The sequence below is a fragment of the Ruegeria denitrificans genome, from assembly GCF_001458295.1.
GTDB lineage: Bacteria > Pseudomonadota > Alphaproteobacteria > Rhodobacterales > Rhodobacteraceae > Ruegeria > Ruegeria denitrificans.
Genome location: NZ_CYUD01000009.1, coordinates 190,335 through 215,920 on the forward strand (window position 1 = coordinate 190,335; position 25,586 = coordinate 215,920).

25 protein-coding genes and 2 tRNA genes are annotated in these 25,586 nt (G+C 55.3%); 15 read left to right on the top strand and 12 right to left on the bottom strand.

The features are described 5' to 3' along the window. Positions 1-3 precede the first annotated feature (3 nt). The 9 genes from RUE5091_RS15075 to RUE5091_RS15115 all read left to right on the top strand — a co-directional run bounded on the left by RUE5091_RS15075 (position 4) and on the right by RUE5091_RS15115 (position 7,890). Positions 4-930 (top strand): histone deacetylase family protein, encoded by a 927-nt coding sequence (locus tag RUE5091_RS15075; RefSeq protein ID WP_058282744.1) that lies wholly within the window; start codon positions 4-6, stop codon positions 928-930. Beyond that, a complete protein-coding gene (locus RUE5091_RS15080; protein WP_058282745.1) occupies positions 927-1,169 on the top strand; it encodes an exodeoxyribonuclease VII small subunit in 243 nt (80 codons plus the stop codon). The genes RUE5091_RS15075 and RUE5091_RS15080 overlap by 4 nt, the downstream gene beginning before the upstream one ends. Beyond that, entirely contained in the window at positions 1,170-2,036 is an 867-nt protein-coding gene (locus RUE5091_RS15085; protein WP_058282746.1) for a polyprenyl synthetase family protein, read from the top strand. A gap of 14 nt (positions 2,037-2,050) precedes the next feature. Continuing rightward, positions 2,051-3,979 carry a 1-deoxy-D-xylulose-5-phosphate synthase gene (gene dxs / locus RUE5091_RS15090; RefSeq protein WP_058282747.1) on the top strand — a complete coding sequence of 643 codons (1,929 nt, stop codon included), beginning with the start codon at positions 2,051-2,053 and terminating at the stop codon, positions 3,977-3,979. Between the two features lie 215 nt (positions 3,980-4,194). Beyond that, the gene (locus RUE5091_RS15095) at positions 4,195-5,424 is read left to right on the top strand and encodes a tyrosine-type recombinase/integrase (RefSeq protein ID WP_058282748.1); all 1,230 of its coding nucleotides are present in this window, start codon (positions 4,195-4,197) and stop codon (positions 5,422-5,424) included. Between the two features lie 505 nt (positions 5,425-5,929). Then, a complete protein-coding gene (locus tag RUE5091_RS15100) occupies positions 5,930-6,124 on the top strand; it encodes a helix-turn-helix transcriptional regulator (protein WP_058282749.1) in 195 nt (64 codons plus the stop codon). Between the two features lie 246 nt (positions 6,125-6,370). Continuing rightward, positions 6,371-6,712 carry a hypothetical protein gene (locus RUE5091_RS15105; RefSeq protein ID WP_058282750.1) on the top strand — a complete coding sequence of 114 codons (342 nt, stop codon included), beginning with the start codon at positions 6,371-6,373 and terminating at the stop codon, positions 6,710-6,712. Next, the gene (locus RUE5091_RS15110) at positions 6,705-7,232 is read left to right on the top strand and encodes a helix-turn-helix domain-containing protein (protein WP_058282751.1); all 528 of its coding nucleotides are present in this window, start codon (positions 6,705-6,707) and stop codon (positions 7,230-7,232) included. Before RUE5091_RS15105 ends, RUE5091_RS15110 begins: the two co-directional genes overlap by 8 nt. A 31-nt stretch (positions 7,233-7,263) precedes the next feature. Next, complete coding sequence (locus RUE5091_RS15115) at positions 7,264-7,890, top strand: hypothetical protein (RefSeq protein WP_058282752.1); 627 nt, start codon at positions 7,264-7,266, stop codon at positions 7,888-7,890. Between the two features lie 342 nt (positions 7,891-8,232). On the opposite strand, the gene RUE5091_RS15120 is transcribed toward RUE5091_RS15115, so the two are convergent. After that, the gene (locus tag RUE5091_RS15120) at positions 8,233-8,910 is read right to left on the bottom strand and encodes a TetR/AcrR family transcriptional regulator (protein WP_243470794.1); all 678 of its coding nucleotides are present in this window, start codon (positions 8,908-8,910) and stop codon (positions 8,233-8,235) included. Here RUE5091_RS15120 and RUE5091_RS15125 point away from each other — a divergent pair. The 3 genes from RUE5091_RS15125 (at position 8,902) to RUE5091_RS15135 (ending at position 12,147) form a co-directional block, all read left to right on the top strand. Continuing rightward, a complete protein-coding gene (locus RUE5091_RS15125) occupies positions 8,902-9,375 on the top strand; it encodes a cupin domain-containing protein (protein ID WP_058282754.1) in 474 nt (157 codons plus the stop codon). The two genes, RUE5091_RS15120 and RUE5091_RS15125, sit on opposite strands and share 9 nt — an antisense overlap. Before the next feature lie 95 nt (positions 9,376-9,470). Continuing rightward, on the top strand, positions 9,471-10,301 hold the full coding sequence (locus RUE5091_RS15130) for a class I SAM-dependent methyltransferase (protein ID WP_058282755.1): 831 nt from the start codon (positions 9,471-9,473) through the stop codon (positions 10,299-10,301). Between the two features lie 451 nt (positions 10,302-10,752). Further along, positions 10,753-12,147, top strand: coding sequence for a pyridoxal phosphate-dependent decarboxylase family protein (locus tag RUE5091_RS15135; RefSeq protein WP_058282756.1), 1,395 nt, complete (start codon positions 10,753-10,755; stop codon positions 12,145-12,147). Positions 12,148-12,197: 50 nt separating this feature from the next. Here RUE5091_RS15135 and RUE5091_RS15140 read toward each other — a convergent pair whose 3' ends face one another. After that, complete coding sequence (locus RUE5091_RS15140; RefSeq protein WP_165590788.1) at positions 12,198-12,602, bottom strand: PaaI family thioesterase; 405 nt, start codon at positions 12,600-12,602, stop codon at positions 12,198-12,200. 314 nt (positions 12,603-12,916) lie between these two features. Here RUE5091_RS15140 and RUE5091_RS15145 point away from each other — a divergent pair, with 314 nt between their 5' ends. Beyond that, entirely contained in the window at positions 12,917-13,966 is a 1,050-nt protein-coding gene (locus tag RUE5091_RS15145) for a GFA family protein (RefSeq protein ID WP_058282758.1), read from the top strand. A gap of 231 nt (positions 13,967-14,197) precedes the next feature. After that, positions 14,198-15,229, top strand: coding sequence for a GlxA family transcriptional regulator (locus RUE5091_RS15150; RefSeq protein ID WP_058282759.1), 1,032 nt, complete (start codon positions 14,198-14,200; stop codon positions 15,227-15,229). On the opposite strand, the gene RUE5091_RS15155 is transcribed toward RUE5091_RS15150, so the two are convergent. The 10 genes from RUE5091_RS15155 to RUE5091_RS15205 all read right to left on the bottom strand — a co-directional run bounded on the left by RUE5091_RS15155 (position 15,207) and on the right by RUE5091_RS15205 (position 24,445). Next, positions 15,207-16,139: a 3-hydroxyacyl-CoA dehydrogenase NAD-binding domain-containing protein gene (locus tag RUE5091_RS15155; protein ID WP_058282760.1), complete on the bottom strand. Its 933-nt coding sequence runs from the start codon at positions 16,137-16,139 to the stop codon at positions 15,207-15,209. The genes RUE5091_RS15150 and RUE5091_RS15155 overlap by 23 nt on opposite strands. Next, the gene (locus RUE5091_RS15160; protein WP_058282761.1) at positions 16,139-16,873 is read right to left on the bottom strand and encodes an SDR family NAD(P)-dependent oxidoreductase; all 735 of its coding nucleotides are present in this window, start codon (positions 16,871-16,873) and stop codon (positions 16,139-16,141) included. The genes RUE5091_RS15155 and RUE5091_RS15160 overlap by 1 nt, the downstream gene beginning before the upstream one ends. Next, positions 16,873-18,291, bottom strand: a complete 1,419-nt coding sequence (locus RUE5091_RS15165; protein WP_058282762.1) for an aminobutyraldehyde dehydrogenase — start codon at positions 18,289-18,291, stop codon at positions 16,873-16,875. The genes RUE5091_RS15160 and RUE5091_RS15165 overlap by 1 nt, the downstream gene beginning before the upstream one ends. Positions 18,292-18,301: 10 nt before the next feature. Beyond that, positions 18,302-19,234, bottom strand: coding sequence for a 3,5-dioxohexanoate:acetyl-CoA acetone transferase (gene kce, locus RUE5091_RS15170; RefSeq protein ID WP_058282763.1), 933 nt, complete (start codon positions 19,232-19,234; stop codon positions 18,302-18,304). Then, positions 19,234-20,028: an SDR family NAD(P)-dependent oxidoreductase gene (locus RUE5091_RS15175; RefSeq protein ID WP_058282764.1), complete on the bottom strand. Its 795-nt coding sequence runs from the start codon at positions 20,026-20,028 to the stop codon at positions 19,234-19,236. Before RUE5091_RS15175 ends, kce begins: the two co-directional genes overlap by 1 nt. Next, positions 20,025-21,560, bottom strand: coding sequence for a choline-sulfatase (betC, locus tag RUE5091_RS15180; RefSeq protein WP_082643673.1), 1,536 nt, complete (start codon positions 21,558-21,560; stop codon positions 20,025-20,027). The genes RUE5091_RS15175 and betC overlap by 4 nt, the downstream gene beginning before the upstream one ends. Continuing rightward, positions 21,557-22,786 carry an aromatic ring-hydroxylating oxygenase subunit alpha gene (locus RUE5091_RS15185; protein ID WP_243470795.1) on the bottom strand — a complete coding sequence of 410 codons (1,230 nt, stop codon included), beginning with the start codon at positions 22,784-22,786 and terminating at the stop codon, positions 21,557-21,559. The genes betC and RUE5091_RS15185 overlap by 4 nt, the downstream gene beginning before the upstream one ends. A 174-nt stretch (positions 22,787-22,960) precedes the next feature. Beyond that, positions 22,961-23,290 (bottom strand): hypothetical protein, encoded by a 330-nt coding sequence (locus tag RUE5091_RS15195; protein WP_058282768.1) that lies wholly within the window; start codon positions 23,288-23,290, stop codon positions 22,961-22,963. A 630-nt stretch (positions 23,291-23,920) separates the two neighbouring features. Beyond that, a tRNA-Thr gene (locus RUE5091_RS15200) sits at positions 23,921-23,996 on the bottom strand. Between the two features lie 372 nt (positions 23,997-24,368). Next, positions 24,369-24,445: transfer RNA gene (locus RUE5091_RS15205), tRNA-Arg, on the bottom strand. A 115-nt stretch (positions 24,446-24,560) separates the two neighbouring features. On the opposite strand from RUE5091_RS15205, the gene RUE5091_RS15210 reads away from it, so the two are divergent. After that, positions 24,561-25,586, top strand: a complete 1,026-nt coding sequence (locus tag RUE5091_RS15210) for a LacI family DNA-binding transcriptional regulator (RefSeq protein ID WP_058282817.1) — start codon at positions 24,561-24,563, stop codon at positions 25,584-25,586.

Sequence of the window (25,586 nt, forward strand, 5' to 3'; positions counted from 1 at the left end):
CTGATGAAAACCGCGCTTTTGACTCATGCGGATTGCCTTGGGCATGTAACGCCCGACGGGCACCCCGAACGGGTGGCCCGGCTGGAAAACATCCTGCATGCGCTCGAGGGATTGGACCTGAACCGGGTGACGGCCCCTTTGGCGGCGGATGACGATCTGTTGCGGGTGCATCCGGAAAGCTACATCCAGGATTTGCGTAAGATGCGCCCGGCAGATGGGTTCGTCCAGATCGACGGGGATACGTTCATGTCCCCGGGCTCGGTCGATGCAGCCTATCGCGCGGCGGGGGCTGTGGTGCGGGCGGTGGATATGGTTCTGGGTGACGAGGCTTCGAACGCATTTTGTGCGATTCGACCGCCGGGACACCATGCCGAAACCGATACTGCGATGGGATTTTGCCTGTTCGGCAATGCCGCCTTGGCAGCAAAACATGCTTTGGATCATCACGGGCTAAGCCGGGTCGCCGTGGTTGATTTCGACGTCCATCACGGCAATGGCACGCAGGATTTACTATGGGATGAGCGGCGCGCGCTGGTGATCACCAGCCAGCAGATGCCGTTATGGCCCGGATCGGGACGCCCGGATGAGACCGGTACGTATGAAACCATCCTCAACATCCCTCTGAACCCCGGTTCCGGCGGGGCCGAAATGCGCGCGGCCTATGAAACACAGGCCTTTCCACGCCTGCGCGTCTTCAAACCCGAACTGATCATTATTTCCGCCGGGTTTGATGCGCATCGGGATGATCCGCTCGCCAATCTGAACTGGTCCACCGGTGACTTTGCGTGGGTTACGGCCGAACTGTGCAAGATTGCGGATGAACTTTGCGATGGCCGTATCGTCTCGACTCTGGAAGGCGGGTATGATCTGAACGCACTGGCTCAGGCCACACGCGCCCATGTGGAAGAATTGATGAAGGCAGCCCGATGACCGATACCCCAGTAGACCAGATGACATTCGAACAGGCGATGAAAGAGCTTGAGGCCGTTGTCGGCCAACTGGAACGCGGCGATGTGGCGCTAGACCAGTCCATCGCGCTGTATGAACGCGGGGCGGCGCTGAAAAAGCGCTGCGAGGAGGAGCTGAAGCGGGCCGAGGAAAAGGTGGCCGCCATTACTCTGGACGCCAACGGTCAACCGACCGGGACGACGCCTGTCGAAGGTCAGTAAATGTTTCGCGATAGACTAGCGCAGGATGCAGCGCGGATTCAGGATCAGTTCGATCTGGTTCTGGGGGCGCTGGACGATCTGGATGTGACCCGGGCGATGGCCTATGCCACAGAGGGTGGAAAGCGCCTGCGCGGGTTTTTGGTACTGGAAAGCGCGCGCGTGCATGGCATCGAAGAAGCCCGCGCAATTTGGCCTGCCGTCGGGATTGAAGCGCTGCATGCCTACTCGCTGGTGCATGACGATCTCCCCTGCATGGACAACGATGACCTGCGGCGTGGACGTCCAACCGTTCACATGAAATGGGATGAAGGCACCGCCGTTCTGGCCGGTGATGCGCTGCAGACGCTGGCTTTCGAACTATGCACCCACACCGAGGTTGGCAATGCCGAGGTTCGGGCGGAAATGGCTCTAACACTGGCCAAAGCCAGCGGAGCGCAAGGCATGGTGCTAGGTCAGGCCTTGGATATTGCGGCCGAAACGGCCGTCGCGCCATTGACGCTGGACGAGATCACGCGGCTACAGGTCGGCAAGACCGGCGCCCTGATCGAATGGTCCGCATGCGCTGGCGCACGGTTGGCGCAGGCCGACCCCAAGCCATTGCGCCAATATGCCCGGGCACTGGGGCTTGCTTTTCAGATCGCGGACGACATTCTGGATGTCGAGGGTGATGCCGAAAAAGCTGGAAAGCGTCTGCAAAAGGATGCACAGGCCGGTAAAGCCACATTTGTTTCATTGTTGGGGCTGGACGTGGCCAAAACCCGCGCCGCCGAGCTAATTGATCAAGCATGCGCTGCGCTGGACGGGTATGGCGCATCGGCTGAAACCTTGAAGGACGCCGCCCGCTTCGTTATTGCCCGGGACAGCTAAGCCAGGAACGCCAAATGTCTGACCGCCCGAAAACGCCTTTGCTGGACCTTGTGAACCGCCCCGCGGATCTCAAGCAGTTCTCGGACGCGCAGCTGCATCAAGTGGCACAGGAATTGCGAACCGAAACGATCTCGGCCGTGTCCGTCACCGGCGGGCACTTGGGCGCCGGTCTGGGTGTGGTCGAACTGACCACCGCGCTGCATGCGGTGTTCGACACGCCCCGCGACAAGATCATCTGGGATGTCGGCCACCAGTGCTATCCGCATAAGATCCTTACCGAACGGCGCGACCGAATTCGCACCCTTCGCATGAAAGGCGGTCTAAGCGGCTTCACCAAGCGCAGCGAAAGCCCTTATGACCCGTTTGGGGCAGCGCATAGTTCAACGTCGATCAGCGCCGCGCTTGGGTTTTCGGTGGCCCGCGATCTGGGCGGTGTCACACCCGAGGGGCTGGGTGACGCGATTGCGGTGATCGGCGATGGCTCGATGTCCGCAGGTATGGCGTTTGAGGCGATGAACAACGCCGGTCACCTGCGCAAACGCCTGATCGTCATCCTCAACGACAATGAGATGAGCATCGCCCCACCCGTTGGCGCGCTATCCAGCTATCTGTCGCGTATCTACGCCGAGGCCCCGTTCCACGATCTGAAAGCCGCTGCCAAAGGCGCAGTATCACTGTTGCCCGAACCGTTCCGCGAAGGTGCGAAAAGGGCCAAGGAAATGCTGAAAGGCATGGCTGTGGGCGGCACGCTGTTCGAAGAGCTGGGCTTTTCCTATATCGGTCCGCTCGACGGTCACGACATGGATCAGCTGTTGCCGGTTCTGCGCACCGTCAAGGCGCGGGCGACCGGCCCGATCCTGATTCACGTACTAACCAAAAAGGGTAAAGGTTATGCCCCCGCCGAGCAGGCCCGCGACAAGGGTCATGCCACGGCAAGGTTCGACGTGGTCACGGGTGAGCAGAAAAAAGCCCCGTCAAACGCGCCATCCTATACTTCGGTCTTCGGCAAGGCACTGGTTGATGAAGCCGGACGCGATGACAAGATCGTTGCCGTCACGGCCGCAATGCCGGACGGTACCGGGCTGAACCTGTTTGCCGAACGCTACCCGTCGCGCTGTTTCGACGTCGCAATTGCGGAACAGCACGGCGTGACCTTCGCGGCGGCGCTGGCGGCTGGCGGTATGAAACCGTTCTGCGCGATGTATTCGACCTTTTTGCAGCGCGGCTATGATCAGGTGGTGCATGACGTGGCCATTCAGCGCCTGCCGGTGCGTTTTGCCATCGACCGTGCAGGGCTGGTGGGTGCTGATGGCGCAACCCATGCGGGATCCTTCGATATTGCCTATCTTGCCAACCTGCCCGGCATGACCGTCATGGCCGCTGCGGATGAGGCCGAACTGATGCATATGGTTGCCACGGCGGCAGCCCATGACGACGGACCCATTGCCTTCCGTTATCCGCGCGGCGAGGGTGTGGGCGTCGACCTGCCTGAACGAGGCGAGGTGCTTGAGATCGGCAAAGGCCGCATGATCCAAAAAGGAGCGCGCGTGGCGCTTTTGTCCTTTGGCACCCGCCTGGCCGAGGTGCAAAAGGCCGCAGAAGCACTTTCCGCCCGCGGGATCACACCCACCATCGCCGATGCCCGTTTCGCCAAACCACTGGATCGCGATCTGATCCTGGATCTGGCCGCAAACCATGAGGCCCTGATCACCATCGAAGAAGGTGCCATTGGTGGATTCGGCAGCCACGTGGCGCAGCTATTGGCGGATGAAGGCGTGTTCGATCACGGGCTGAAATACCGCTCGATGGTGCTGCCCGATACCTTTATCGACCAAGCCAGCCCGGCAGATATGTACGCCGTTGCAGGTATGAATGCCGAGCAGATCGAAGCCAAAGTCCTGTCCGTTCTGGGTGTCACCACAATCGGTGAAAAACGCGCCTGAGCGGAAATACGTTACGAGTTGGGGATATTCGTGGTGCCTCAAGAGGGCATTGAACACTTCACTCACAATGCCTCTCAGTGTGTCACTGTCTTAAGTTTTTCCGCTTAAAAACAAGATACTTGCAGCTCACAGTCGCCTTTGTGCGTCAGAAAGCGTCTTGATACCGCACAAAAAAGAGGGGATAAAACGGGGGATATAGTACGTCACGAGGGTGTATGGCAGGTTCACTGTACAAACTGAGCGCCGCAAAGGTCCGTACCGCTGGCAAGGGTAAGCATAGCGATGGTGGCGGACTGTATCTCTATCGACTGGCGTCCGGGGACCAGTGGGTGTTCCGCTTCACTTACTTAGGCAAGCGCCGTGAAATGGGATTAGGCGGCTTCCCCAGCGTGTCTCTGGCTCAGGCTCGTGAAATGGCGGACGCCTATCGCGGGATGGTAAAGCGCGGCGGCAACCCCATAGAGTTGCGGAACGCGGAGAAAGAACAGGCTGCGGCGAACCAGATAGCCAATGATCCGCAGGCCCGCGAAAAGCGACTGTTGAAGTATATCGCCCCATTGGCCTTTGAGGCGCGGAAGGCACAGCTAAAAGGTGATGGTGAGGCCGGGCGCTGGTACAGCCCGATTAAGACCCATGTCCTGCCTGCTCTGGGCGACAAACCGGTTGAGGATATCACCGGCACCGCCATAGCTGATGCACTGCGCCCGATTTGGCACTCCAAGACTGACGTAGCCAGGAAGGCACTAACCCGGCTCAAAGCCTGCCTGAGTTATGCCAGCGCCAAACGATACGAAATCGACCGTTATGCAATAGAGGATGCCCGCGAACTTCTGGGAAAACAGGTTCACAAGCCTGAGAACATACCTTCGATGAATTGGCGGGATGTCCCGGCCTTCTATCAGAGCCTTGAAGGCGGCAGCACGGTCCAACTCGCTTTGCAATTGCTAATCCTGACCGGGTTAAGGTCAAAGCCCGTCCGGTTCGCGCAGACCAGCCAGATTGAGAACAACATCTGGACCGTACCGGCAGAACTGGTGAAAGGCCAACGCGGCAAAACGGATGATTTCCGTGTACCGCTGTCGAAAGAGGCGTTGCGGATCTTGGAAAAAGCAAGCGAAACCGCCCGCGATGGGTACCTGTTCCCCGGCGTTCGCACTGTTGCCATCAGCGACGCCAGCATGTCCCGCCACATGGAGCGATTGGAGTTGGACGCCCGACCCCATGGCTTCCGCGCCAGCTTCAGAACCTGGGCCAATGAGGCAACCAGCACCGATTATGAAATCAAAGAAACCGCGATAGGCCACAAGGTCGGATCAGCGGTTTCACGCGCCTATCAGCGATCCGATTATTTTGATGAACGTCTACTGCTCGCCGAGCGCTGGGCGGAACACGTGACCGGCATAGAGGCTGATGTGATACCGATTCGAGGTTCAAAAAATGCGTGAGGTCCGGCCAGTTATCCACAACCTTATCCCAGAGTCACGTAGGGGCTTTCCCCTATTTTCATACCCATTTTCGCACCACATCTTGTCAAGATAAAAGATGCACTGCCAAACTGTTGTGCTACGGGGTCCCGCGATGTAAATTGAATATGTCATTACTCATCAGGGTAACGCAAAACACCGCAGAGGGCCGCCCTCCTTCACCAAAAGTAACGGCGGCCCCTGCTCAAACCGCAACCAACGAACAGAAGGCACGGATTAGAATGTACTCAGGGAAGAAGACGGACTACCCCATCGATAAAAATCGGTTGGTCCGTTCTGTTCTCCCATTCAGGGCAAATGACATTCGTCACAAACCCAATGGTTATATGTACGCCCCTGCGGATAGGAATGTAAATAAAAAAATTAGCAGCGAGCGAACGCTCATTGCGCACTCCTTACCACAGGTTGCGGGCAAAATTAGCCAGCGTTCTTTCCTAAGCCTTCTGCCAATTTACAGGAAACTGAAATGGCAGACGATAACGTCAAACCTAAAAACCTGATCCGACTTAAAGATGCAATTCAGCGGTATTCGCTGAGCCGTTCCACCTTCGACCGTGCGGCCAATGCCGGTGTGATTACCAAACACACCGTAGGCCGGGCCGCGTTCGTGGACACGCATCAGATTGATGCCTGGATCATGGGTGAAGGCCAGAGCATATAACGAAAACCCGCGCCAATGGGACAACATTGGACACGGGTTTTTGCATTGTTCGATAACGGCTTAAGATGCCCCCAAGTCTACGGTGTTCGTCCCTTCGGCGCAAGTCGAGGATAGAACTAATGGCAATAGTAAGCACCCACGCTTCAAAGCAGACAGCTTCAAAGAAACCCAACGAGCGCCGGTACTACTGGTCGCCGCAAAGCAACTCGGTCGAACGGGTGATCGTACGGAAAGGACGGATTGAGCATGGCTGATATGTCCTTTTCCAAGCCGAACAGCACGAGTCTCGACAGGGGGCCAGACACTGGCCTTCTTTCCCGAACCGATCATCGGGAAACTGCTGAAAACTACAGCGGCGAACTCTTTCGCCATGATATCTACCGAGTCTCTGCCTGCAGGGATGGCATCCAATGGTTGTTCCAGCGCCAGAGACCCCGATTTCCGGCCGGGGGAGCGGCCTGGGACACGCTCGGGTACTGTGCGTCCAAATCCGGCCTGACCCGGCTCGTCCGGGCGCATATCGGCTGTCACATTCCCGAACTGGATGCTTTGCCCGAACATTTCCAGCGGAGGTGTCGCGATGAGTAGGCGCCGGTCTCCCAAAGGCAAACGATCGGATGAGGGGCAATACATCCCTCTGCCCTATGCCATGATCAAATCTCCGGCGTGGCGGGCATTGTCCGGACCTGCAGTGAAGCTCTGGCTGGAGCTTCACACCCGATACAACGGCGGCAACAACGGCAAGGTGTTTCTGTCGATGAACGAGGCGGCAGAGATACTGGGATTGGGCAAGGCCACGGTTCAGCGGGCTTTCGAGGATCTGCAGGACAAAGGCTTCCTTGTGCTGGAGCGAGAAGGCAACTGGTATCACCGTCGAGCCCATGAGTGGCGATTGACGACCAAGGCGACACAGACCCGATCCGGTAATAAAGCCGCCACCAATGACTGGCGGTTCTGGCAGCCCGAAAAAACAAAACGCGGTTCTGAGACGGACCCGTCAGCATCCTCTGTAGTTCCGTTTGAGAACCCAAAGACTTCCAATGGTTCCAAGTCAGAACCCGTCAGGCCGGTTTCTCGCCGGTCCGTCGGTTCTGAAACGGAACACTAATACTAACCACTCCCTGTTACGCGAGGCGGACATGAGCAAGACACAGAAAGACAGTGGCAGCGATCTGCAGACAAAGAACTCCGAGCTTACCGAAACGGAGACCAATGCGATTGCGGATTTGAAGGAACGGAAGAGATCACGCGTTCGGGCCCTGGACATCAAGTTGGACTTCGAAGAAGAAACGCGACGGCTCACCGTCGGGCACAAAGGGAAAGACCCAAACGCAGCCTGTGCATTGGCAATGCATGAGCTGGGCACAGCAGACGATCGGTTCTTCGAAGGTGTCATGGATCAAGTCGCGACTCTCGGGCAACAGGGCAGCTCTGTCTCAGAGACCGCGTCGAACTTCGTGATGTCCGTTGTTGCCGGGGTCAGGCCCCAAGACGAGATCGAAGCCATGCTTGCGATTCAGATGGGCGCAATCCATCAGGCCACAATGATTATGGCACGGCGCCTGAACCATGTAAAAACTCTCCCGCAGCAAGATTCAGCGGAACGGGCGCTCAATAAACTTGCGCGGACCTTCACAAGCCAGGTTGAAGCGCTGAAACGGTATCGATCCAAGGCGGATCAGACCGTCAGGGTGGAACGCGTTGAAGTCAAAGAAGGTGGTCAGGCCATTGTCGGCAACGTTCAAAACGGGGGGGCGGTCGGATGACAAAAAGCGACGATAACCTCATGGACCCCACGAAACGGCTCAGAAAAGCGCCCAGATGCAAAGCTACGGCAAAGTCTACAGGCCAGCGATGCCGCGCACCCGCCGTTCGAGGCTGGAGTGTCTGCCGCATGCATGGGGCTAGAGGGGGGCACGCTGCTGGGTCAAGCCATCCGTCGTGGAAGCACGGAGAAAGATCACGAAGTACCGAGCGGACCCGCAAGGCGATCAACGCACTGATCCGCGCCGACAGGGAACTACAGAAATTGATCAACTGACTCGGCGCCGACCAGTACAAGGCAAAAGCAGTCGTTCGACTAACCGAAATTGCGTTGCTGGTGCGTTTCACGCTTTCGGCAGGTACTGGTTAAGCAGAGCGTCCACGAGACCTTCTTGTAGCCGGTACCCCTTTTGCTGATCTACGCGCAGAATATCTTCCAATATCACAAACTGCTCTATGCCTGTTGTCATGGCCAAACGTAGTGTCAGATCTTCGTAATCGCTCAGTTTCATCGAGCTGCAAACGGGTTCAAGGGCCTTTCCAAATGCCGCGACCCTTCTCGCTCCACGCATTTTGACAGTGCCGTCTTGCAGTGATGCCTTCAGCGATTCAGCCAGAAACTGGCGAAAGAAAGCCTCATGTTTGCGAGAGAAATCCAGATAGTAGCGCGCAACCGCGTGCACACGGTTGCGCACATCCTCAAGTCCTTCCAGCAATTCTGCGGTCGGCATCACCTCTATGTCGAGGGTCGCGTCGAGGGCCAACACGCCGGGATCGGAGAAGTACCGGTATACCGTTGCCCGACCGGTTTTCGCGCGCTCTGCGACTTTGGCAAGCGTCACATTTTCCCCCTCTGACATAAGCTCACGTGCCGCCGCCAGCAACGCCTCTCTAGTCCTGTTCTTTTGATTGGTTCGAGGGGCCACACCGATGTTCCTTAATGATACACTTGTCTCATGAATAGATATGTGTATCATAAAAGTACATTCATCGAAGTAAAGGGAGTCGTTGAAATGACGCAATCTCGCCCTCGCACATATCACCTTCTAGGGAACCTTCTGAAATTCCACGCATTTCCAGCCGAAACCGGAGATCGCTGTACAATCGTTGAAATCAAGACCGCCCCGGGTGCCGGCGCCCCCCCCAATCATCACGCTGGCGAAGATGAGAGTTTCTATGTGCTCGAAGGCGAGTTTGAGTTTTTCCTAAACGGCGAGACAAAAAAGGTAAGCAGTGGCGATTTCGTGAAAGTCCCCGATGGCGCGGTGCACGCGTTTACTTGTATTGGGCAAACTCCAGGTCGCTTGCTATGCATCAACGCTCCGGGAGCCATGCATGATACATTCTTCACCGAAGCGGGCGAAGCAATGCCGGACGGCACAACGGATATTCCTGCACCCGATGGGCCACCCGACATTCCGGCGATCATGGCGGTGGCGGAAAAGGCCGGCATGACGATCCTGGCCCCTGAAGACGCACCCGCTTGAAGCAACCTAAGCCACGCACTCAAGTCTGGGCGGTAAGCTGACATATTATCCCTGCTGATATATCCTGCCATCATCACTATTGGGGAGGCTATGTCATGACGAACCTGCAAGAGGTCGCCCAACACTATCATTCAGGACATCTGCTTAAACGTATCTCTGACGGCTGCGCGGCGCTGGATCTGACACCACCGATTGCGCACGACGCACTCGCTCCGGTGGACGAATTTCATATTGGTGGCCGTCGTGCAACCGAACCGTTTGTTAAGTCGTTACAGCTTTCCAAGGGTAGTCGCGTCCTGGACCTCGGCTGTGGTCTGGGAGGCCCAGCCCGCTTTGTCGCTGCAACGACAGGAGCTCATGTCACCGGCATCGACCTGACGCCCGAATTTGTAGAAACCGGGCGCGCTTTGACCGAGTGGACGGGATTGAATGACAAGATTGAATTGGTTGTAGGCAGCGTGCTCGAATTGCCTTTTGAGGACGCATCAATGGACGCGGCCTACATGATCCACGTCGGCATGAATATCGCCGATAAAACTGGGATCGCGCGAGAAGCGGCGCGGGTTCTCAAGCCTGGCGGCATCTTTGCGATCTACGATGTGATGCAGGTCGGAAGCGGACAAATGGATTACCCGGCGCCGTGGGCATCATCTCGTGAACTAAGCGCGTTGGACCCGCCCGAAACCTATGAGGCGGCCTTAAAATCGGTGGGGTTTGAGGTTGGGGAACGCATTGACCGTACAGCGTTTGCTAAACAGTTCTTCACTGATCTTGCTGCCGCACAAAGCCAGGCCGACGGTCCCCCGCCACTCGGGCTACATCTCATCATGGGCGATGACACCGCGCTGAAAGTGCGTCACATGGTGCACAACATTGAGAGTGGTTTGATTGCGCCGATTGAGTTGCACGCACGGCTGCATAGCTAGCAGCGGCCCTCGAGCAGTTCGTGTCTTTTTGAAGTGGCCGCTTTGGGCTCGAAGCAGTCATTCGCAGCGCTAGCTTAAGTGTCCGCGCTGCTGGGCCAAGCCATCCGTCATGGAAGCACGGTGAAAGATCAAGTGAAGCTGAGGAAGCGCGCAAGGCTATCAGTGCACTTATCCGCGCCGACAAAGAACTGCAGAAGCTGATCCATTGACTTGGAAAGGCATCGTAAGCGAGGCAAAAGCAGTCGTTCGACTAGACTGTTTCGAAGTCTGCTTTGAGCCCTTAGTGACCAATGCTGCGCCTCGCTCATTTTGAAGCGATGTGCGGAAAGCCGTCATTGGTCCAGTTCGGGATAGTAATTTGGCAGTATTGCCGCGTGAATACCGCATGTTTCGGGTCGATGAACTTATTCAGCACGGATAGTTTCACACCAAACAACCACAGGAATTCCCGATGCACGGACGCGACGCACTCTTCCCGGATTTTGACCAAATAACAGACGCGGAAAACGCGTTGACCGAGCGCTTGAGTCAGGCGCGCCGCGACTATGCCAATCGCAAGGCGACCTCGGCTGAGTTAACGCCTGACTGGTTGGGAGAGTTGAAATCCAAACAGTTTGATCAGGCAGAAGAACTCGAACCCCTGATGGATTGGGTGATTAATGCACTAGATGTCGGCAGCGTTCAGATGACTCATCCGGGATATCTTGGTCTGTTCAATCCCGCGCCAACCTTTGCCTCGGAATGTGCCGACCGGATCGCGTCAGCCTTCAATCCGCAAATCTGTGTGTATTCTCATGCGCCAGCCGCTGTCGAAATTGAACAGCATGTCATCAATGAACTGGCCAGGCGCGCCGGGCTTCCCAAGGGGTCCGGGGGGCATTTTACCAGTGGTGGGGCTGAGGCCAATTCGGCGGCTGTTTTATGTGCCTTGCAGGCCAAATGCCCGGAGTACAGCGACAAGGGTATCTATGAGTTCGGTGGCCAACCAACGATTTACGTTTCGAAGGAAAGCCATCTTGCATGGTTGAAGATGGCGCATTCGGCGGGCATCGGGCGCAACGCCGTTCGATTGATCGCAACTGACGGCCAAGGCCAGATGGACGCAAGTTGTCTTGCGACCGCCATTGATGAGGATTCGAAAAACGGTTGTGTCCCGGTCCTGATCGTAGCTACGGCTGGCACCACGAATGCCGGGATGATCGACCCCCTCAAACCTTGCGGTGCTCTGGCGCGAGAGCAGGGTATGTGGTTTCACGTCGATGCGGCATGGGGTGGGGCGATGATCGCCAGCACTGAAGGGCGAACCGCACTGGACGGCATTGAACTAGCGGATTCGATCACGATTGACGCCCACAAATGGTTCGCCACCACGATGGGCGCAGGCATGTTCCTGACCTCGCGCCCCGACATACCCGCACAGGTTTTCCGTATCTCGGCCAGTTACATGCCGGAAAGCGAGGCAGCCAAGGATTTCTATGTGAATTCCAATCAGTGGTCACGCCGCTTCGTAGGATTGCGCCTGTTCCTCGCCCTTGGTGCCGCCGGATGGGACGGCTACGGCGACCATGTCGAGCGTACCATCCGACTGACCAACCGGTTCACGGAAAATCTTAGAAATGCGGGTTGGACAAAGGCAAACCAGTCTCTCATGGGGGTAAGCTGCATGGTTCCGCCGGAAGGGCACGACGCCGTGCAACGCTATGTCGATGCGGTTCACGAAGATGGGCGTTTCTGGATTTCCAAGGCGATGTTCGAGGGCAAACCGGTTTTGCGGGCCTGCGTCACCAATGGACGTACGGATGAAGCGATAATTGATCAGTTGACGGAATTTCTGACGACGGTTTGAGGCAAGGAAACATGCATCCGCCGCAAGAAGGGCGGGTGCTTTCCAGTTGGTCAACCGGCGCGCAGATGCGTGGTTGTCATGTCGATCAACAGACGCCCTGTTTCTCCGCGAACCTCGGTGCGAATGACAATGAGCTTGCCACCGCGTTTGACCGTTGTGGAGGTTGCAATCAGATCGCCTGCCTTTTCATTGCCCGACAGCACGGTATGAAGATCAACGGCGAGCGGAAAGCCTGACCCGTCTTCACCAATACTGTCCAGATCGCCGATGGCACACAAGGTTGCTGCGATATCGGCAAACCAGATCAAAGCGCCCGCGTGCATCGTTTTAAACGGGTTCTTTGCAGCTTCAGTTACCGGCATTCTGGCAACCACGCGTTCAGGCTCGCGGCTTTCAATGGTGAAGCCGATTTCGCCCTTCCATTCATTCTCAGCCAGTTTTTGTCTGATGTTCAATTCCATACCCTCAACTTACAGTGGCAAGAGCAGGCTTGCATCTGAGATACCTGAATTCGACCCAGAACTTGCGCATTTGGTCTTACCGAAGCGGTTATGAGAGCGCTGCAACCTGACACACGAGCAACTGCGGTGAAGGTCCGGAAGGTCCGCAAAGTGGAAATGCATCGTGATTTTGCGAATGACCGCGTGGAGCCCAGAGCAGTTTTTTTGAAAGACAAAACAAACGTCTGAATGATCATCTCTCGGGCTATGGCGATTTATGTTAAGCTTTAAAGAAACCAGCAGAGACATAACAGTTCTAAGGAATAGAGATGGAACGCAAATTGGCGGCCATACTGGCCACGGATGTTGTTGGTTTCGCGGGGCTGGTTTCGCGCGACGAGAGCGGAACATTGGCCGAGTTGGTACGTCTGGAACGTGAAATCATCCGCATGCAAGTTGAGGCGAACCGAGGCCGTGTTTTCAAGTCTACTGGCGACGGATTTTTGGCTGAGTTCTCCAGCGTTATTGAGGCGGTCAACTGTGCAATTGGCATTCAAAAAGCGTCCGCGCTCGAAGCCCGTCAGTCGAACACGGATAATGCACTCATCTTGCGTATCGGGGTCTCTCTTGGTGATGTCGTTGTACATGGGGCAGATATATTGGGAGATGGTGTTAATATTGCCGCTCGGCTCGAAGCAATGGCCGAGCCAGGAGGAATAGCGGTCTCCGGCGAAGTGATGGCGCAAATAAATGGTAAGGTAGACATTCCACTTGCGGATTGCGGGCACAAAAAACTGAAAAGCACGGATACTTCAGTCCATGTTTACATGACCCAGTCAAAGCACGGCGAAGAAGGCGGGTTTCTGGATTTCGACAAGGATGAATTGGCAAAGACTATGGTAAAGGGCGGCTGCATTTGTGGAGCCGTCCGGTACGAAGTCAATGCACCAGCGATCAGTACAGGGTATTGCCATTGCAGCTGCTGTAGAAAATTCTCTGGGTCAGCGGTCAATGCGTGGACGGCTTTTCCCGTTTCTGCTGTTCGATTTCTCGATGAAGAGCCCGTGTATTTCGCGACTACGCCAATAGCCAAACGGGGCTTCTGCGCCAAGTGCGGAGCAAGCCTGACCTACCAACTCGTTCAGCCGAGGGAAACGGCTTACTTGGTTATGCACACTTCGAGCCTCGATAACCCAGAAAACTTCGCTCCATCGGTCCACTCCGGGATAGAAAGCAAAATGCCTTGGTTCGACATCTTGGATGACTTGCCTCGTACACGGTCAGCAGATTCCAAAGTATTACTGGAGGCATGGTCAAGTGTCGGCCTACCTGACCCGGAAACTTGGGGGCCTCTGGCCAAACCGCCTGAAGTTTTCTAGAACCCGCGCGATGTCGGCTTTGTCCGCAGAGCGGTCTTTCGCTGCAACTTGCTTCAACTTCTACTTTGCGGACAAAGCGCCAATTCGCTGCGGTTGCGCCTATGTCCGCTTACGGTGCGCCAAGCTAGAGCTCGACTACTTTTGATCATCAATTGATTTAGGATTTCAGCAAATAGATCTCAACCAGGGAATTTTGTTGATATTTTTGGACGGTGCTTTACAAAATCGGCCATGGAAAGCCAAGATCTCCAAACATTAGAAGTCGTTGCTTTGGTGAGCCCGCACTTCAATGTTTCGGCAACTACGTCTTTTGTTGATCCTTTCCGCATCGCGAACTACCTTTCGGGATCATCTCGATTTTCTTGGACTTATGCCTCTGATGTTGGCGGCCCAATCGAGTCAAGCAGTGGCTTAGTCGTTGAAACTGCTCCACTGCTGAATGTGACCAATCGCACACCATGGCTGGTTCTCGTCAGCACAAGTTGGACGCCCGAACGTCACGTGACACCTCAGTTTAAGATCGCACTTCAGAAATGGCATGCGGCTGGCGCGATCATTGGTGGGTTGGATACTGGTGGGATTGTTCTTGCACAGGCTGGGTTGCTTAAAGGCAAAACCGCAACGGTTCACTATGAACATATTGATGCGTTCGCCGAAATTGCGCGTGACACCACAGTTTCGGAAAACACGTTCATAACGGATGGTAGGATTTTTACCTGCTGCGGAGGGACAGCCGCAACGGATCTGGGATTGCGCTTTATTCATTCTGTGGCCGGTGAAAGCATCGCCAATGCGTCTGCGCGATATCTTTTCCACCACACGGTACGCGGCGAAGGGCAATCTCAGAACCCCAAGGATATGGAACCACTGGGGTATGTGACATCCAGCATTGTCCGAAAGGCTATTGATCTGATGGAAGCCCATTTGGAAACGACTTTGTCGATACCATCAATATCGGCGAAGTTGGGTGTTTCACAACGGCAATTAAGTCGCTTGTTCCGGCAATATGTCCAAAAATCTCCAGTTGAGTATTACCGAGATATCCGCCTTGATCGCGCTCGTGGGTTGGTCACTCAAACCGAGTTGAAATTCAGCGAAATCGCGCAGGCGTCAGGGTTCAATGGACAAGTCCATTTCAGCCGCGCCTATCGCAAGCGGTTTGGTTTGACACCAAGTTCTGATCGCATTGAAGGCCGTGTCCCTTTCGAGTTTCGCGCGTGGCCGATGTTCAAGCCCGATATCAAGTCCGAAGGTGTCTCGTAGCTCTTTGCATGGCTACGAGCATCTCATCGCGCTGCGCTGATAACCCCTCGGTGCTTTGTCCTTGCGCTTGCGCATCCATCCCATCGACCAATTGTCTGATCACATCATCATTCAAGCGTGGATCACCAAGATCGTCCCACCAACCGTTGAACGTGTCTTTGAAGTGGTCACAAAAGGCCTTTAGGCCTCCTTTGCCAGCGCCCAAGTGGAACAGAGAAGTTGGCCCCATCGCGGCCCATCGTAATCCTGGCCCGGCCCACATCGCTTTGTCGATGTCTTCGATACTTGCGACACCTTCAACCGCCATATGGACGGCCTCGCGCCAAACAGCGGCTTGCAATCGGTTGGCAACATGTCCTGGCATGCCCTTATTGATCCGGATCGTCACTTTGCCGATATCGCGGTAAAACGCTTCTGTGCGGTCAAGAACATCTGAGCCGGTGGCGTGGTTCGCGGTAAGTTCTACCAGTGGGATGAGGTGCGGCGGGTTGAATGGATGGCCAAGGATCAGCGGGCTTGGATCACTCCAGCCTTCTTGCAGAGATTCCAATGTCAGACCTGATGTTGAACTTGAGACGATGGCGTGGGTGCACAACTCCGGTTCAATTTCTGCGTAAGTTGCATGCTTTATCTGCAAGCGCTCTGGTACATTCTCTTGAATGAATTCTGCATCTGCCACGGCTTCTGCGGCCGTTGGTACGAAACGGATGGCATCAGGTGTCGCGTGGTCAGTAAGCCCCAGTTCTTCCAGCGCAGGCCAGGCTTTCTTAACGTAGGCGCGTACGGTGCCTTCGGTGTTTGGATCAGGGTCAAAAACGCTCACACTTCGGCCCGCTGCAAGGAACAATGCGGCCCAGCTTGCCCCGATAACGCCGCCGCCGAGAATAGCCGTTCTTTCTATCTGTGACATCAGAACAATCCCGGATTTAGGGGGGAGGCCGCTGTCATGCCGCCGTCCACGGTGAAAAGCTGACCCGTTGCAAAGGAGGACTCCTCAGAAGCCAACCAAAGCGCCATCGCTGCGATATCCGCGGGTTTGCCGAAACGCCTTACCGCATGCCGTGCCAACGCATCGGTCTTGGCTTGTGCTGGGTCATTGGCCAAATCGAACCCGGCGTCCAGCATGCCAGTTTCAATCCACCCTGGGCAGATTGCATTGCAGCGAACCGCCGGACCATGATCCACCGCGATCGAGCGGGTAAGCCCATGCACGAACGCCTTTGATGCATTGTAGAGCGCCATCGACGGATCAGCGACATTGCCCGAGATCGAACCAATGTTGATGATCGAACCACCGGCTCGCATGTGCGGGATCAATGCGCGACAGACGTTAAAAACACCCTTGGCGTTGGCCCCCATGACCAAATCCCAATCCGCATCGGTGCTATCCACGACAGTTTTCTCGACTTGCACACCCGCGTTGTTCACGACAATATCCAATGCACCAAGTTCTTGCGCGGCGGTACCAACGGCCTTGGCATCAGACACGTCCAGTGACAGCCAGCCAGCCCCTAAACCATCCGGTGCTGGCCCACGGCCACAGGTGATGACTTTGGCACCTTCTGCTATAAATTGATCAACAATTCCGCGACCAATCCCTTGCCGACCGCCGGTCACAAAAGCACGCTTGCCAGTCAACCGCATCAGTGGGCCACCATAACATGACGGATCGCTGTATAGGCATCCAGCGCATAGACGGACATGTCACTGCCGGTGCCAGAGCCTTTCATTGCAGCCCAGGGCATCTCGGGTGTGGCGACCCCATGCGTGTTGACCCATGTGAACCCATAACGAAGTTTTGAGGTCATCTGCATCGCGCGCCCGACATCGCGCGTCCACACGGATGACGCCAACCCATAAGGGCCGGAGTTTGCGATTTTCAGCGCCCCGTCTGCGTCTGAGAACCTTGAAACCGTGACAACTGGGCCAAAGACCTCATTACAGGCAACCTCGGCATCATTATCGACGTTTGCGATGACTGTTGGTTCATAAAAGAACCCGTTTCCTTCGCCTGCGTTTCCGCCTGACACGACCTCGGCCGCACTGCGTGCACGATCCACAAATCCCGCGACCCGATCTCTTTGAGCCGCCGAAACAAGCGGCCCCATTTCGGTTCCTGTCGCTTTTGGCGCTCCGATCTGGATTTGACCAACTTGATCTGCAATCGCCGCGACAAGTTTGTCATGGGCTTGATCCGACACCATCACACGACAGGGCTGGGCGCAGTCCTGACCCGCATTAAAGTAACTGCCATAGCGGATCGTTTCAGCGACAGCATCCAAATCAGCGTCATCAAAGACAATGACCGGAGCCTTGCCGCCAAGTTCGAGATGCACATGCCTGATCTGCTGCGAAGCTGCCCGCATCGCTGCCATGCCTGTAGCAGGCGATCCAGTCACACTGATCCCTTCCATTTGCGGGCTGTTGATCAAGGTATCGCCGACGCTGGCCCCACGGCCGTGAATTACATTCAACACACCCTTCGGCAAAACATCTTGCAACAACTCGGCCAGCCGCAGCGTAGAAAGCGGTGTAATTTCAGAAGGCTTTAACACAACTGGACACCCTGCAGCGATGGGTGCGGCGATTTTCCAGGACGCCATCATTAAAGGGTAGTTCCAAGGTGCGATGGCCGCAATTGGGCCAATTGGATCGCGCCGGATCATAGATGTGTGGCCCGCGACATATTCCCCTGCGGCGGAACCTGTCAATGTGCGCGCAGCGCCCGCAAAAAACCGGAACACATCTATTGTCAGTGGCATTTCGTCGTCATGTGCCGAAGGCCACGGTTTGCCCACATCAAGGCTTTCAAGCTCTGCCAATTCTTGACTATTCGCCTCGATCACATCTGCAATTTGCAGCAGAAGTGCCGCGCGCTCAGCCGGTGGAACGGCCGAGAAGGTTTCAAATGCCTCTTCTGATCCGCGCACGGCGGCTGCAATCTGTGCATCGCTAGCCTCGTTTACCTTATGGATGGTCTCACCGGTCGCGGGGTCAATAATCGCCAGAGCTTCCCCGTCGCCTTCAACCATTTCACCGTTGATCAACATTTTCGTTTGCATGTGCGTCTCCCTAGAACCCAACCTGATCGCCGCCCTTAAGCGCGAGCCGCGCCCGTGCCTCTGCCGGTGTGGCCACTGTGAGCCCGAGGTTTTCGATGATTGTGCGAATGCGGGTCACTTGTTCCGCATTCGATTTGGCCAGCTCACCTTTGCCAATGAACAGGCTGTCCTCTAGTCCCACCCGCAGATTACCGCCGCGCATCGCACTTTGCGTGGCAAAAGGCATCTGATGGCGGCCAGCCGCCAAGACCGACCATTCGTAGTTTTCCGCACCAAACAGTTTGTCTGCGGTATTGTGCATGTGGGTCAGGTGGTCGGGGTCGGCCCCCACACCCCCCAGAATACCAAAGACCATCTGGATGAAAAACGGCGGTTGGATCAGCCCCTGATCAATGAACCATTTGACGTTGTAGAGATGGCCAAGGTCATAGCATTCAAACTCAAACTTCGTCCCATGATCCCCGCCCAGCTTTTCAATCGCATAGCGGATTGTTTTGAACGTATTGGGAAAGATGAAATCTTCGGTCATCTCTAGGAAAGGACGTTCCCAATCATGCTGAAACTCGGTGTACTTCTGCAGCATCGGGAAGATACCAAAGTTCAATGACCCCATGTTCAGCGAGGCCATTTCGGGGCTGGTTGACGTTGCCGCCAGCAGTCTCTCGTCCATCGACATGCCCAAGCCACCACCGGTTGAGACGTTCATCACCGCATCTGTGGCCTGCTTGATCACCGGCAAAAACTGTTTGAACAGCTCTGGTCGGGGATCGGGTTTGCCCGTTTCTGGATGCCGCGCATGAAGGTGGATGATTGAGGCGCCTGCTTCGGCCGCCTCAATGCTGGCTGTCGCGATCTCGGCCGGTGTGATTGGCAGGTAGGGTGACATGGATGGCGTATGAATACCGCCCGTCGGCGCACAGGTTATGATGACGGATTTGGGCATCAGAGCTTCATCTGTTGCACTTGTGCGGACAGTCCCCCGTCAAGCACCCAGAGTTGGCCTGAGGCATATCGTGCTTCATCGCTTGCCAACCAATTGACCAGGTTTGCAATGTCTGTTGGCGTGCCATAGGTGCGCATCGGATGCACATCACGAACAGCCTTTTGCAGTGTTTCAATGTTGCCGCCGCCGCCACCTGATCCATCGCCTTCAAAGAAACTTTGCAACATCGGGGTGTCGATATAACCGGGGCAGATCGCATTCACGCGGATGCCTTCAGGACCATGATCGCAGGCCATGGCGCGGGTCAGGGCATGCACGGCCCCTTTGGTCGCGCAATAGGCGGCAAGGCCTGGATCAGCGATGAAACCATCGTAGGAGCCAAAATTGATCAGGCTTGCACTATTACCCGACTTGGCCGCTTCGCGCATCAAAGGCAGGGCGTATTTGGAGGTCAGGAACGTGCCTGTAGAATTCACCGCAAAGCTTTGGTTCCATTCCTCGAGCGAGGTTTCTTCGACTGTCTTCTCAATCTCGATACCAGCCGCATTCACAAGGATATCAAGTTTTCCGTGTGCCGTGCGGACATGATCCATCGCCGCAATCGCATCTGCTTCTTGCGTCACGTCCAACTTAACGAAATGGCTGCCATCATCGTCATGCGCGGCAAGCGATCCTTGAGGCGTAAGATCGCCGGCATAAACGGTTACGCCTTCTTTCAGAAAACGCGCAACAATGGCACGGCCAATCCCGCCTCTGGCGCCTGTAACAAGGGCGACTTTTCCGTTTAGTGTCATTGGTCCTGATCCTTCAGTGGCGGATAGCGATAGCGGTTGGCCGCAACCGTCCAATCCATGTTGTTGCGAACATATTGCTGGCTCGCGTCCGACGGCGGATTGTAGTCCCACGGCTTGCTCGCGCCTGCCTCCATCGCCGCATGAAGCGCGCGACGCGATTTCTGGGTTGCTATGATTTGTTTGCGTAAGGCTTCGCCGTCCCAACGCGTGGCGACGTCTTTGGCAAACAAGTGCACCGCGTTTTCATAGGCTGGGTCGGCGGCGCGATTGGTCGTCTCCATTGGATCAACGCTTAGGTCATAGAGTTGCGGCGGATCACTATCGCAGTGGATGTATTTCAATGGACCGCGTCGGATCATGATGACCGGATAGCCCGTCATTTCAGCGCAATATTCACCAATCGCTTCGTCAACCGGATCGGTCTCACCGCGCGCCAAAGGCATTAGGCTGCGACCATCAATTGGCTCCCCGATCATGCCCATGTCGCCGCCCGCTATCTCGATAAAGGTCGGCAAAAGGTCCACTAAGGACACTGCGTTTTGTGCCGTGCCCGTGGCGACACCGGGTCCAGCCATGACCAATGGCACACGGGCCGAGTGTTCGAAGAAGTTCATCTTGTACCACAACCCACGCTCGCCCAGCATGTCGCCATGATCCGCTGTGACAATCACGATCGTGTTGTCCAGCTCGCCAGTCTCTTCGAGCGTTTGAACCAGCTCACCAATCTTGCTGTCAAAGTAACTCACATTTGCTAAGTAGGCGCGACGGGCACGACGAACCTCTTCATCGCTCAGCGAGACGTAAGACGCTTCGATCCCGTCCATTAATCGTTGTGAAAACGGGTCTTGGTTATCCAAGGCCGGTACAAATGCCGGCATGTCAATTTCTTCGTCCGTGTATAGGTTCCACCATTCGGGCCGTGCCACATAGGGATCATGCGGGTGGATAAAGCTTGCCACCATCGCAAAGGGCGCATCCTGTCCAAGCGCCTTGTCTCGGGCCGCATCAAAGAGCCAACGCTTGGCTGCGAAGGCGACTTCATCATCATAATCAATCTGGAACGTCGCATGGGCCAAGCCGCTTTCCTTGACGGTTTGCATGTTGTGATACCACTTATCGATCCGCTCATCCGGCGCTTCCCAATCGGGTGTCCACGCAAAATCCGAAGGGTAGATGTCTGTTGTTACCCTATCTTCAAACCCATGCATCTGATCAGGACCGACAAAGTGCATCTTGCCTGAAAGACACGTTTGGTAGCCCAATGACTTGAGATAGTGCGCAAACGTCGGAACGGATGCCTTGAACTCGGACGCATTGTCATACGCTGCAATCCGGCTGATGTGCTGGCCTGACATAAATGCAAACCGCGACGGTGCGCACAAAGGTGAATTGCAATACGCAGCATCAAAGCGCATCCCGTGCGCAGCCAACGCATCAAGATGCGGAGTTTTTGCAACCTTGTGTCCGTACGCCCCCGTGAAGTGCGGAGCCAACTGATCCGCCATGATCACAAGGAAATTCGGACGCGTCACGCAACACCTTTGGCATAGGCATCCAGCACGAGACCGTGGAAGTGATGCACAGCATGTTCAGATTTTCCCGATCCATCCGGGTCATTGACGATCCGGCCTTGCGTGAAAGCAGGTGTGTTCATGCCGCGCTGGACGCTTTCAACCAAACCGATGTCCTCGACCTGCAGCACCTCGTCAAGATAGCGAATGGCGTCCAACTCCATCGCGTCTGGCTCTGGTGTTTCAAGGAAGAAGTCATAGGTCTCTAGGGTCCGATCGGGACCAACTGGAATGATATTCAACACGATCATGCTAGACCGTCCGGGATAACGCATCAGGCAAGTTGTCGGGAAAAGCCACCAAACGGCATGCGTCTTAACGGTCGCATTCGAGACGTCATACGCGGCATTCGGACTATTGCCAGCGTCGGCCATGTGGCTGGAATAGATGTCATAGGTCGTAACCTTGTAGGTATCCATATCCACCAGATCGCAGAAGTCTTTATGCGCCGTCGGGCAGTGGTAGCATTCAAGGAAGTTATCCACGACGTTCTTCCAATTGGACTTGATGTCGTAGGTCAAACGGTGCCCGAAAGTCAGTTGATCAACATCCGGTGCCCAATGGCGCACTTCGGTTTCCAAATCTCCAGACTGGTCAGACAATGACGCGGCGTTCGGGTCCAGATTGACGAATACAAATCCACAAAATTCTTCTACCTGTACCGCATCGAGACAAATTTCATCAGTTCTAAAGTCCTCAAGATTTTCAGTATGAGGTGCTCGGGCCAGTTGCCCATCCAGTTTGTAAACCCATGCATGGTACGGGCACATGATCCGCGACGTATTGCCTTCACCGGAAAGCAATTCATGCGCTCGATGTTTGCAAACATTATAGAAGGCGCGAAGCGTGCCTTCCTTATCTCGTACCACCGCGATCGGCTGGCCAGCTATTTCGACGGTGACAAAAGAACCCGGTTCACGTGTTTTTTCAGCATGACAAACCCATTGCCAAGTTTTGGACAGGACAGAACGGAGGTCAGTGTCAAACCATTTCTCTTCGGTGTAGGCTGCTGCCCGTAGAGAACTCGAGCGCGATGGATCTTGATCATATCCAAGAGAAATTGATTCTATATCTGTCATGTCGTCCCTCCCAAGGTCATGACAAGTTATTTCAAGTACCGTTCTACAATGTGCGAATTTGGCCGCCAATTTGATCTTTTTGGAGGCAGGCATCTCAATGTCAGCCAACCCTGAGCTCAATTTCGCCCACAAAGATCAAGATTCCGCTCGCATATGCAATGCGGTCGTTCGCGCGCGCTGCGGCATCTGTCAATTTGGGCTCAGTGCAGACGTTCGCACAGTTGCTGCGAATGACCGCTACGCGGACGAAGCGGACATGACTCGTGCTACATGGAACTGCCCCTAAGAGCCACTCTTACTGAGGTACTCTGCCGCTTCTAAAGCGAGCGGCATCCAGTGCCTATTTTGGGATACAGGAACCATTACCCAGCTTCTGGGCGGATTTTTCCTTCCTTTAGGATTCCAAGTCTCCGCTCCGTCAATCGAATATGCCTGCCTCAATTGGTCTTCCCCAAGTTTAAACGACATGTCCAACTCCGAGAATGTTGCAAACATCTTCCGGTCTAGCATTAGTTGACGTCGCCCCCAGCGTGAGGAGACGGAAAAATTCGAATACTCTCGCTCTATTCGCTCGATGATCAACTCAAGGCTTGCTTCGGCACTGTCGGTCATTGAGTCCCCCGTTCATGGTCGCCTGACTCACGATGAAATGCATAAGTGGGCGTATGTGGGGTTACAACACCGCCGCCTATACAAATCCGCAACAAACGATCAACAAACCTGGATACCCAGGCGGTTGCTTTGGGCTCAAGGCAGTCATCCGAGTCTTTCGGTCAGATGGACCACTCAGATCGATGCGCGATGGCCCAATCAAAACGGGAGGACGAACAGCTCTTTATTCGCGTCAACCAGCTTTAAAAATGAAAGTACCGGAGCGGGCTCGAAGCAGTCATTCGCAGCGCTAGCTTAAGTGTCCGCGCTGCTGGGCCAAGCCATCCACCGTGAAAGCACGGAGACAGATCGCGACGGGCTGAACAAGCCCGCAAAACCATCAGCGAACTGATCCGCGCCAACAAGGAACCACAGAAATTGATCAACTGACTAGGGAATGAAAAATAGAGAGCAGAACAGACTTTTGCGCCAAATGCAGCAAATGACTGCTCAGAGCCGATTCCGACCGAACGCTGCATTGTGCAAGGGTGTCCACGCATGTCCTATCAGCGAAAATTCGGGGGACAAATCAGGGGACAGAAACTGTCTAAAACGATTATCAAAATAAATTCAGCATCTTGCGGAGTTATTTGGTGCCTCAAGAGGGACTCGAACCCCCGACCTTGTCCTTACGAAGGACCTGCTCTACCAGCTGAGCTATTGAGGCGGCGACACGTCGTTTAAACCCAGGCCCTGCACATGTCCAGAGGGGTCAGTCTCTTGTTCTGAAATGAGGTTTCGTGAGGATCAAGGGAACGGTGGAAAGGCAACAATTCCCGTAGCCTATGTGCTTTTTTTGACAGGTATCTTGACGGTGGTTGATCAGCACGCGCTCACAGGACATTTTTTCCATCACTGACTCTGCGAAAAATTAGGCTGTCATCTTCCGATTTTCTGCATGGCAGGCACCCCGGCATAATTCAACACATGTAATCGTCTTGCCATTGGGTTCGTGTCTGAGGCAGGTCTTGGGCACGGCGCTCCCATTGAAGACTATGGATCACCCAAGTCGTTTAGATTGAACATCATTTCGGAAAACTGGCGACCCCGGCAGGATTCGAACCTGCAACCTGCCCCTTAGGAGGGGGCTGCTCTATCCAGTTGAGCCACGGGGCCATGCAAGGCTCTCTGTACCTTGGTTTTTCGGGGTTGTCATGACCTTTGCACAACAGTTGTAAATTGCGTCCTGTTCACGCTACCATCAGGCAAAACAACAGTGCAGGTGCCCTCCGTGACCACAGAAACAAAACGCCCGCTTACCCTTCGTGATGTCTCGGAAGCATCAGGCGTGTCCGAAATGACGGTCAGCCGGGTTCTGAGGAACCGGGGCGACGTGTCCGATGCCACCCGCACCCGCGTTTTGGCTGCTGCAAAAGAACTGGGATATGTGCCCAACAAGATTGCAGGCGCGCTGGCGTCGAGCCGGGTAAACCTCGTGGCGGTGATTATTCCGTCGCTATCCAACATGGTCTTCCCCGAGGTTCTGACCGGCATCAATCAGGTGTTGGAAGACACCGAATTGCAGCCCGTGGTCGGCGTTACCGACTATCTGCCCGAAAAAGAAGAAAAGGTCCTGTACGAGATGCTCTCTTGGCGGCCATCGGGCGTGATCATCGCGGGGCTGGAACATACCGACGCCGCCCGCGCGATGTTGGATTCAGCCGGAATTCCAGTGGTTGAGATCATGGATACGGACGGCAAACCAGTGGACGCTATGGTCGGCATATCGCACCGCCGTGCTGGGCGCGAAATGGCTGCTGCGATCCTGAAGGCAGGTTACCAACATATCGGTTTCATGGGCACCAAGATGCCATTGGACCACCGCGCTCGGAAGCGCTTTGAAGGTTTCACCGAAGTGCTGGGCAAGAACGGGATCGAGATCGAAGATCGCGAGTTCTATTCCGGTGGCTCGGCTCTGGCCAAAGGGCGTGAGATGACGCAGGCCATGCTGGACCGCTCACCCGATCTGGATTTCCTGTATTATTCCAATGATATGATTGGGGCGGGTGGGTTGCTGTATCTGCTGGAGCAAGGCATCGACATACCAGGTCAGATCGGTCTGGCCGGGTTCAACAATGTCGAATTGCTACAGGGGCTGCCGCGCAAACTGGCCACTATAGATGCCTGCCGTCATGAGATCGGTCGCAAAGCGGCCGAGATCATCGCCGCGCAATTGGTCAATCCCGAAGCCGAAATTGACACCCGCGTAACCCTGACCCCCAAGATCAGCTACGGCGAAACCTTGAAACGGCGCTAA

Coding starts and splice junctions, on each gene's coding strand:
- RUE5091_RS15175 (WP_058282764.1), bottom strand. CDS start 20,028: ATGACACTAAACGGAAAAGTCGCCCTTGTTACAGGCGCCAGAGGCGGG.
- RUE5091_RS15080 (WP_058282745.1), top strand. CDS start 927: ATGACCGATACCCCAGTAGACCAGATGACATTCGAACAGGCGATGAAA.
- RUE5091_RS15110 (WP_058282751.1), top strand. CDS start 6,705: ATGAGTAGGCGCCGGTCTCCCAAAGGCAAACGATCGGATGAGGGGCAA.
- RUE5091_RS15165 (WP_058282762.1), bottom strand. CDS start 18,291: ATGCAAACGAAAATGTTGATCAACGGTGAAATGGTTGAAGGCGACGGG.
- RUE5091_RS15160 (WP_058282761.1), bottom strand. CDS start 16,873: ATGCGGTTGACTGGCAAGCGTGCTTTTGTGACCGGCGGTCGGCAAGGG.
- kce (WP_058282763.1), bottom strand. CDS start 19,234: ATGCCCAAATCCGTCATCATAACCTGTGCGCCGACGGGCGGTATTCAT.
- RUE5091_RS15195 (WP_058282768.1), bottom strand. CDS start 23,290: ATGACCGACAGTGCCGAAGCAAGCCTTGAGTTGATCATCGAGCGAATA.
- RUE5091_RS15155 (WP_058282760.1), bottom strand. CDS start 16,139: ATGTCACAGATAGAAAGAACGGCTATTCTCGGCGGCGGCGTTATCGGG.
- RUE5091_RS15105 (WP_058282750.1), top strand. CDS start 6,371: ATGGCTGATATGTCCTTTTCCAAGCCGAACAGCACGAGTCTCGACAGG.
- RUE5091_RS15075 (WP_058282744.1), top strand. CDS start 4: ATGAAAACCGCGCTTTTGACTCATGCGGATTGCCTTGGGCATGTAACG.
- RUE5091_RS15135 (WP_058282756.1), top strand. CDS start 10,753: ATGCACGGACGCGACGCACTCTTCCCGGATTTTGACCAAATAACAGAC.
- RUE5091_RS15145 (WP_058282758.1), top strand. CDS start 12,917: ATGGAACGCAAATTGGCGGCCATACTGGCCACGGATGTTGTTGGTTTC.
- RUE5091_RS15100 (WP_058282749.1), top strand. CDS start 5,930: ATGGCAGACGATAACGTCAAACCTAAAAACCTGATCCGACTTAAAGAT.
- RUE5091_RS15085 (WP_058282746.1), top strand. CDS start 1,170: ATGTTTCGCGATAGACTAGCGCAGGATGCAGCGCGGATTCAGGATCAG.
- RUE5091_RS15115 (WP_058282752.1), top strand. CDS start 7,264: ATGAGCAAGACACAGAAAGACAGTGGCAGCGATCTGCAGACAAAGAAC.
- RUE5091_RS15150 (WP_058282759.1), top strand. CDS start 14,198: ATGGAAAGCCAAGATCTCCAAACATTAGAAGTCGTTGCTTTGGTGAGC.
- RUE5091_RS15095 (WP_058282748.1), top strand. CDS start 4,195: ATGGCAGGTTCACTGTACAAACTGAGCGCCGCAAAGGTCCGTACCGCT.
- RUE5091_RS15130 (WP_058282755.1), top strand. CDS start 9,471: ATGACGAACCTGCAAGAGGTCGCCCAACACTATCATTCAGGACATCTG.
- dxs (WP_058282747.1), top strand. CDS start 2,051: ATGTCTGACCGCCCGAAAACGCCTTTGCTGGACCTTGTGAACCGCCCC.
- RUE5091_RS15125 (WP_058282754.1), top strand. CDS start 8,902: ATGACGCAATCTCGCCCTCGCACATATCACCTTCTAGGGAACCTTCTG.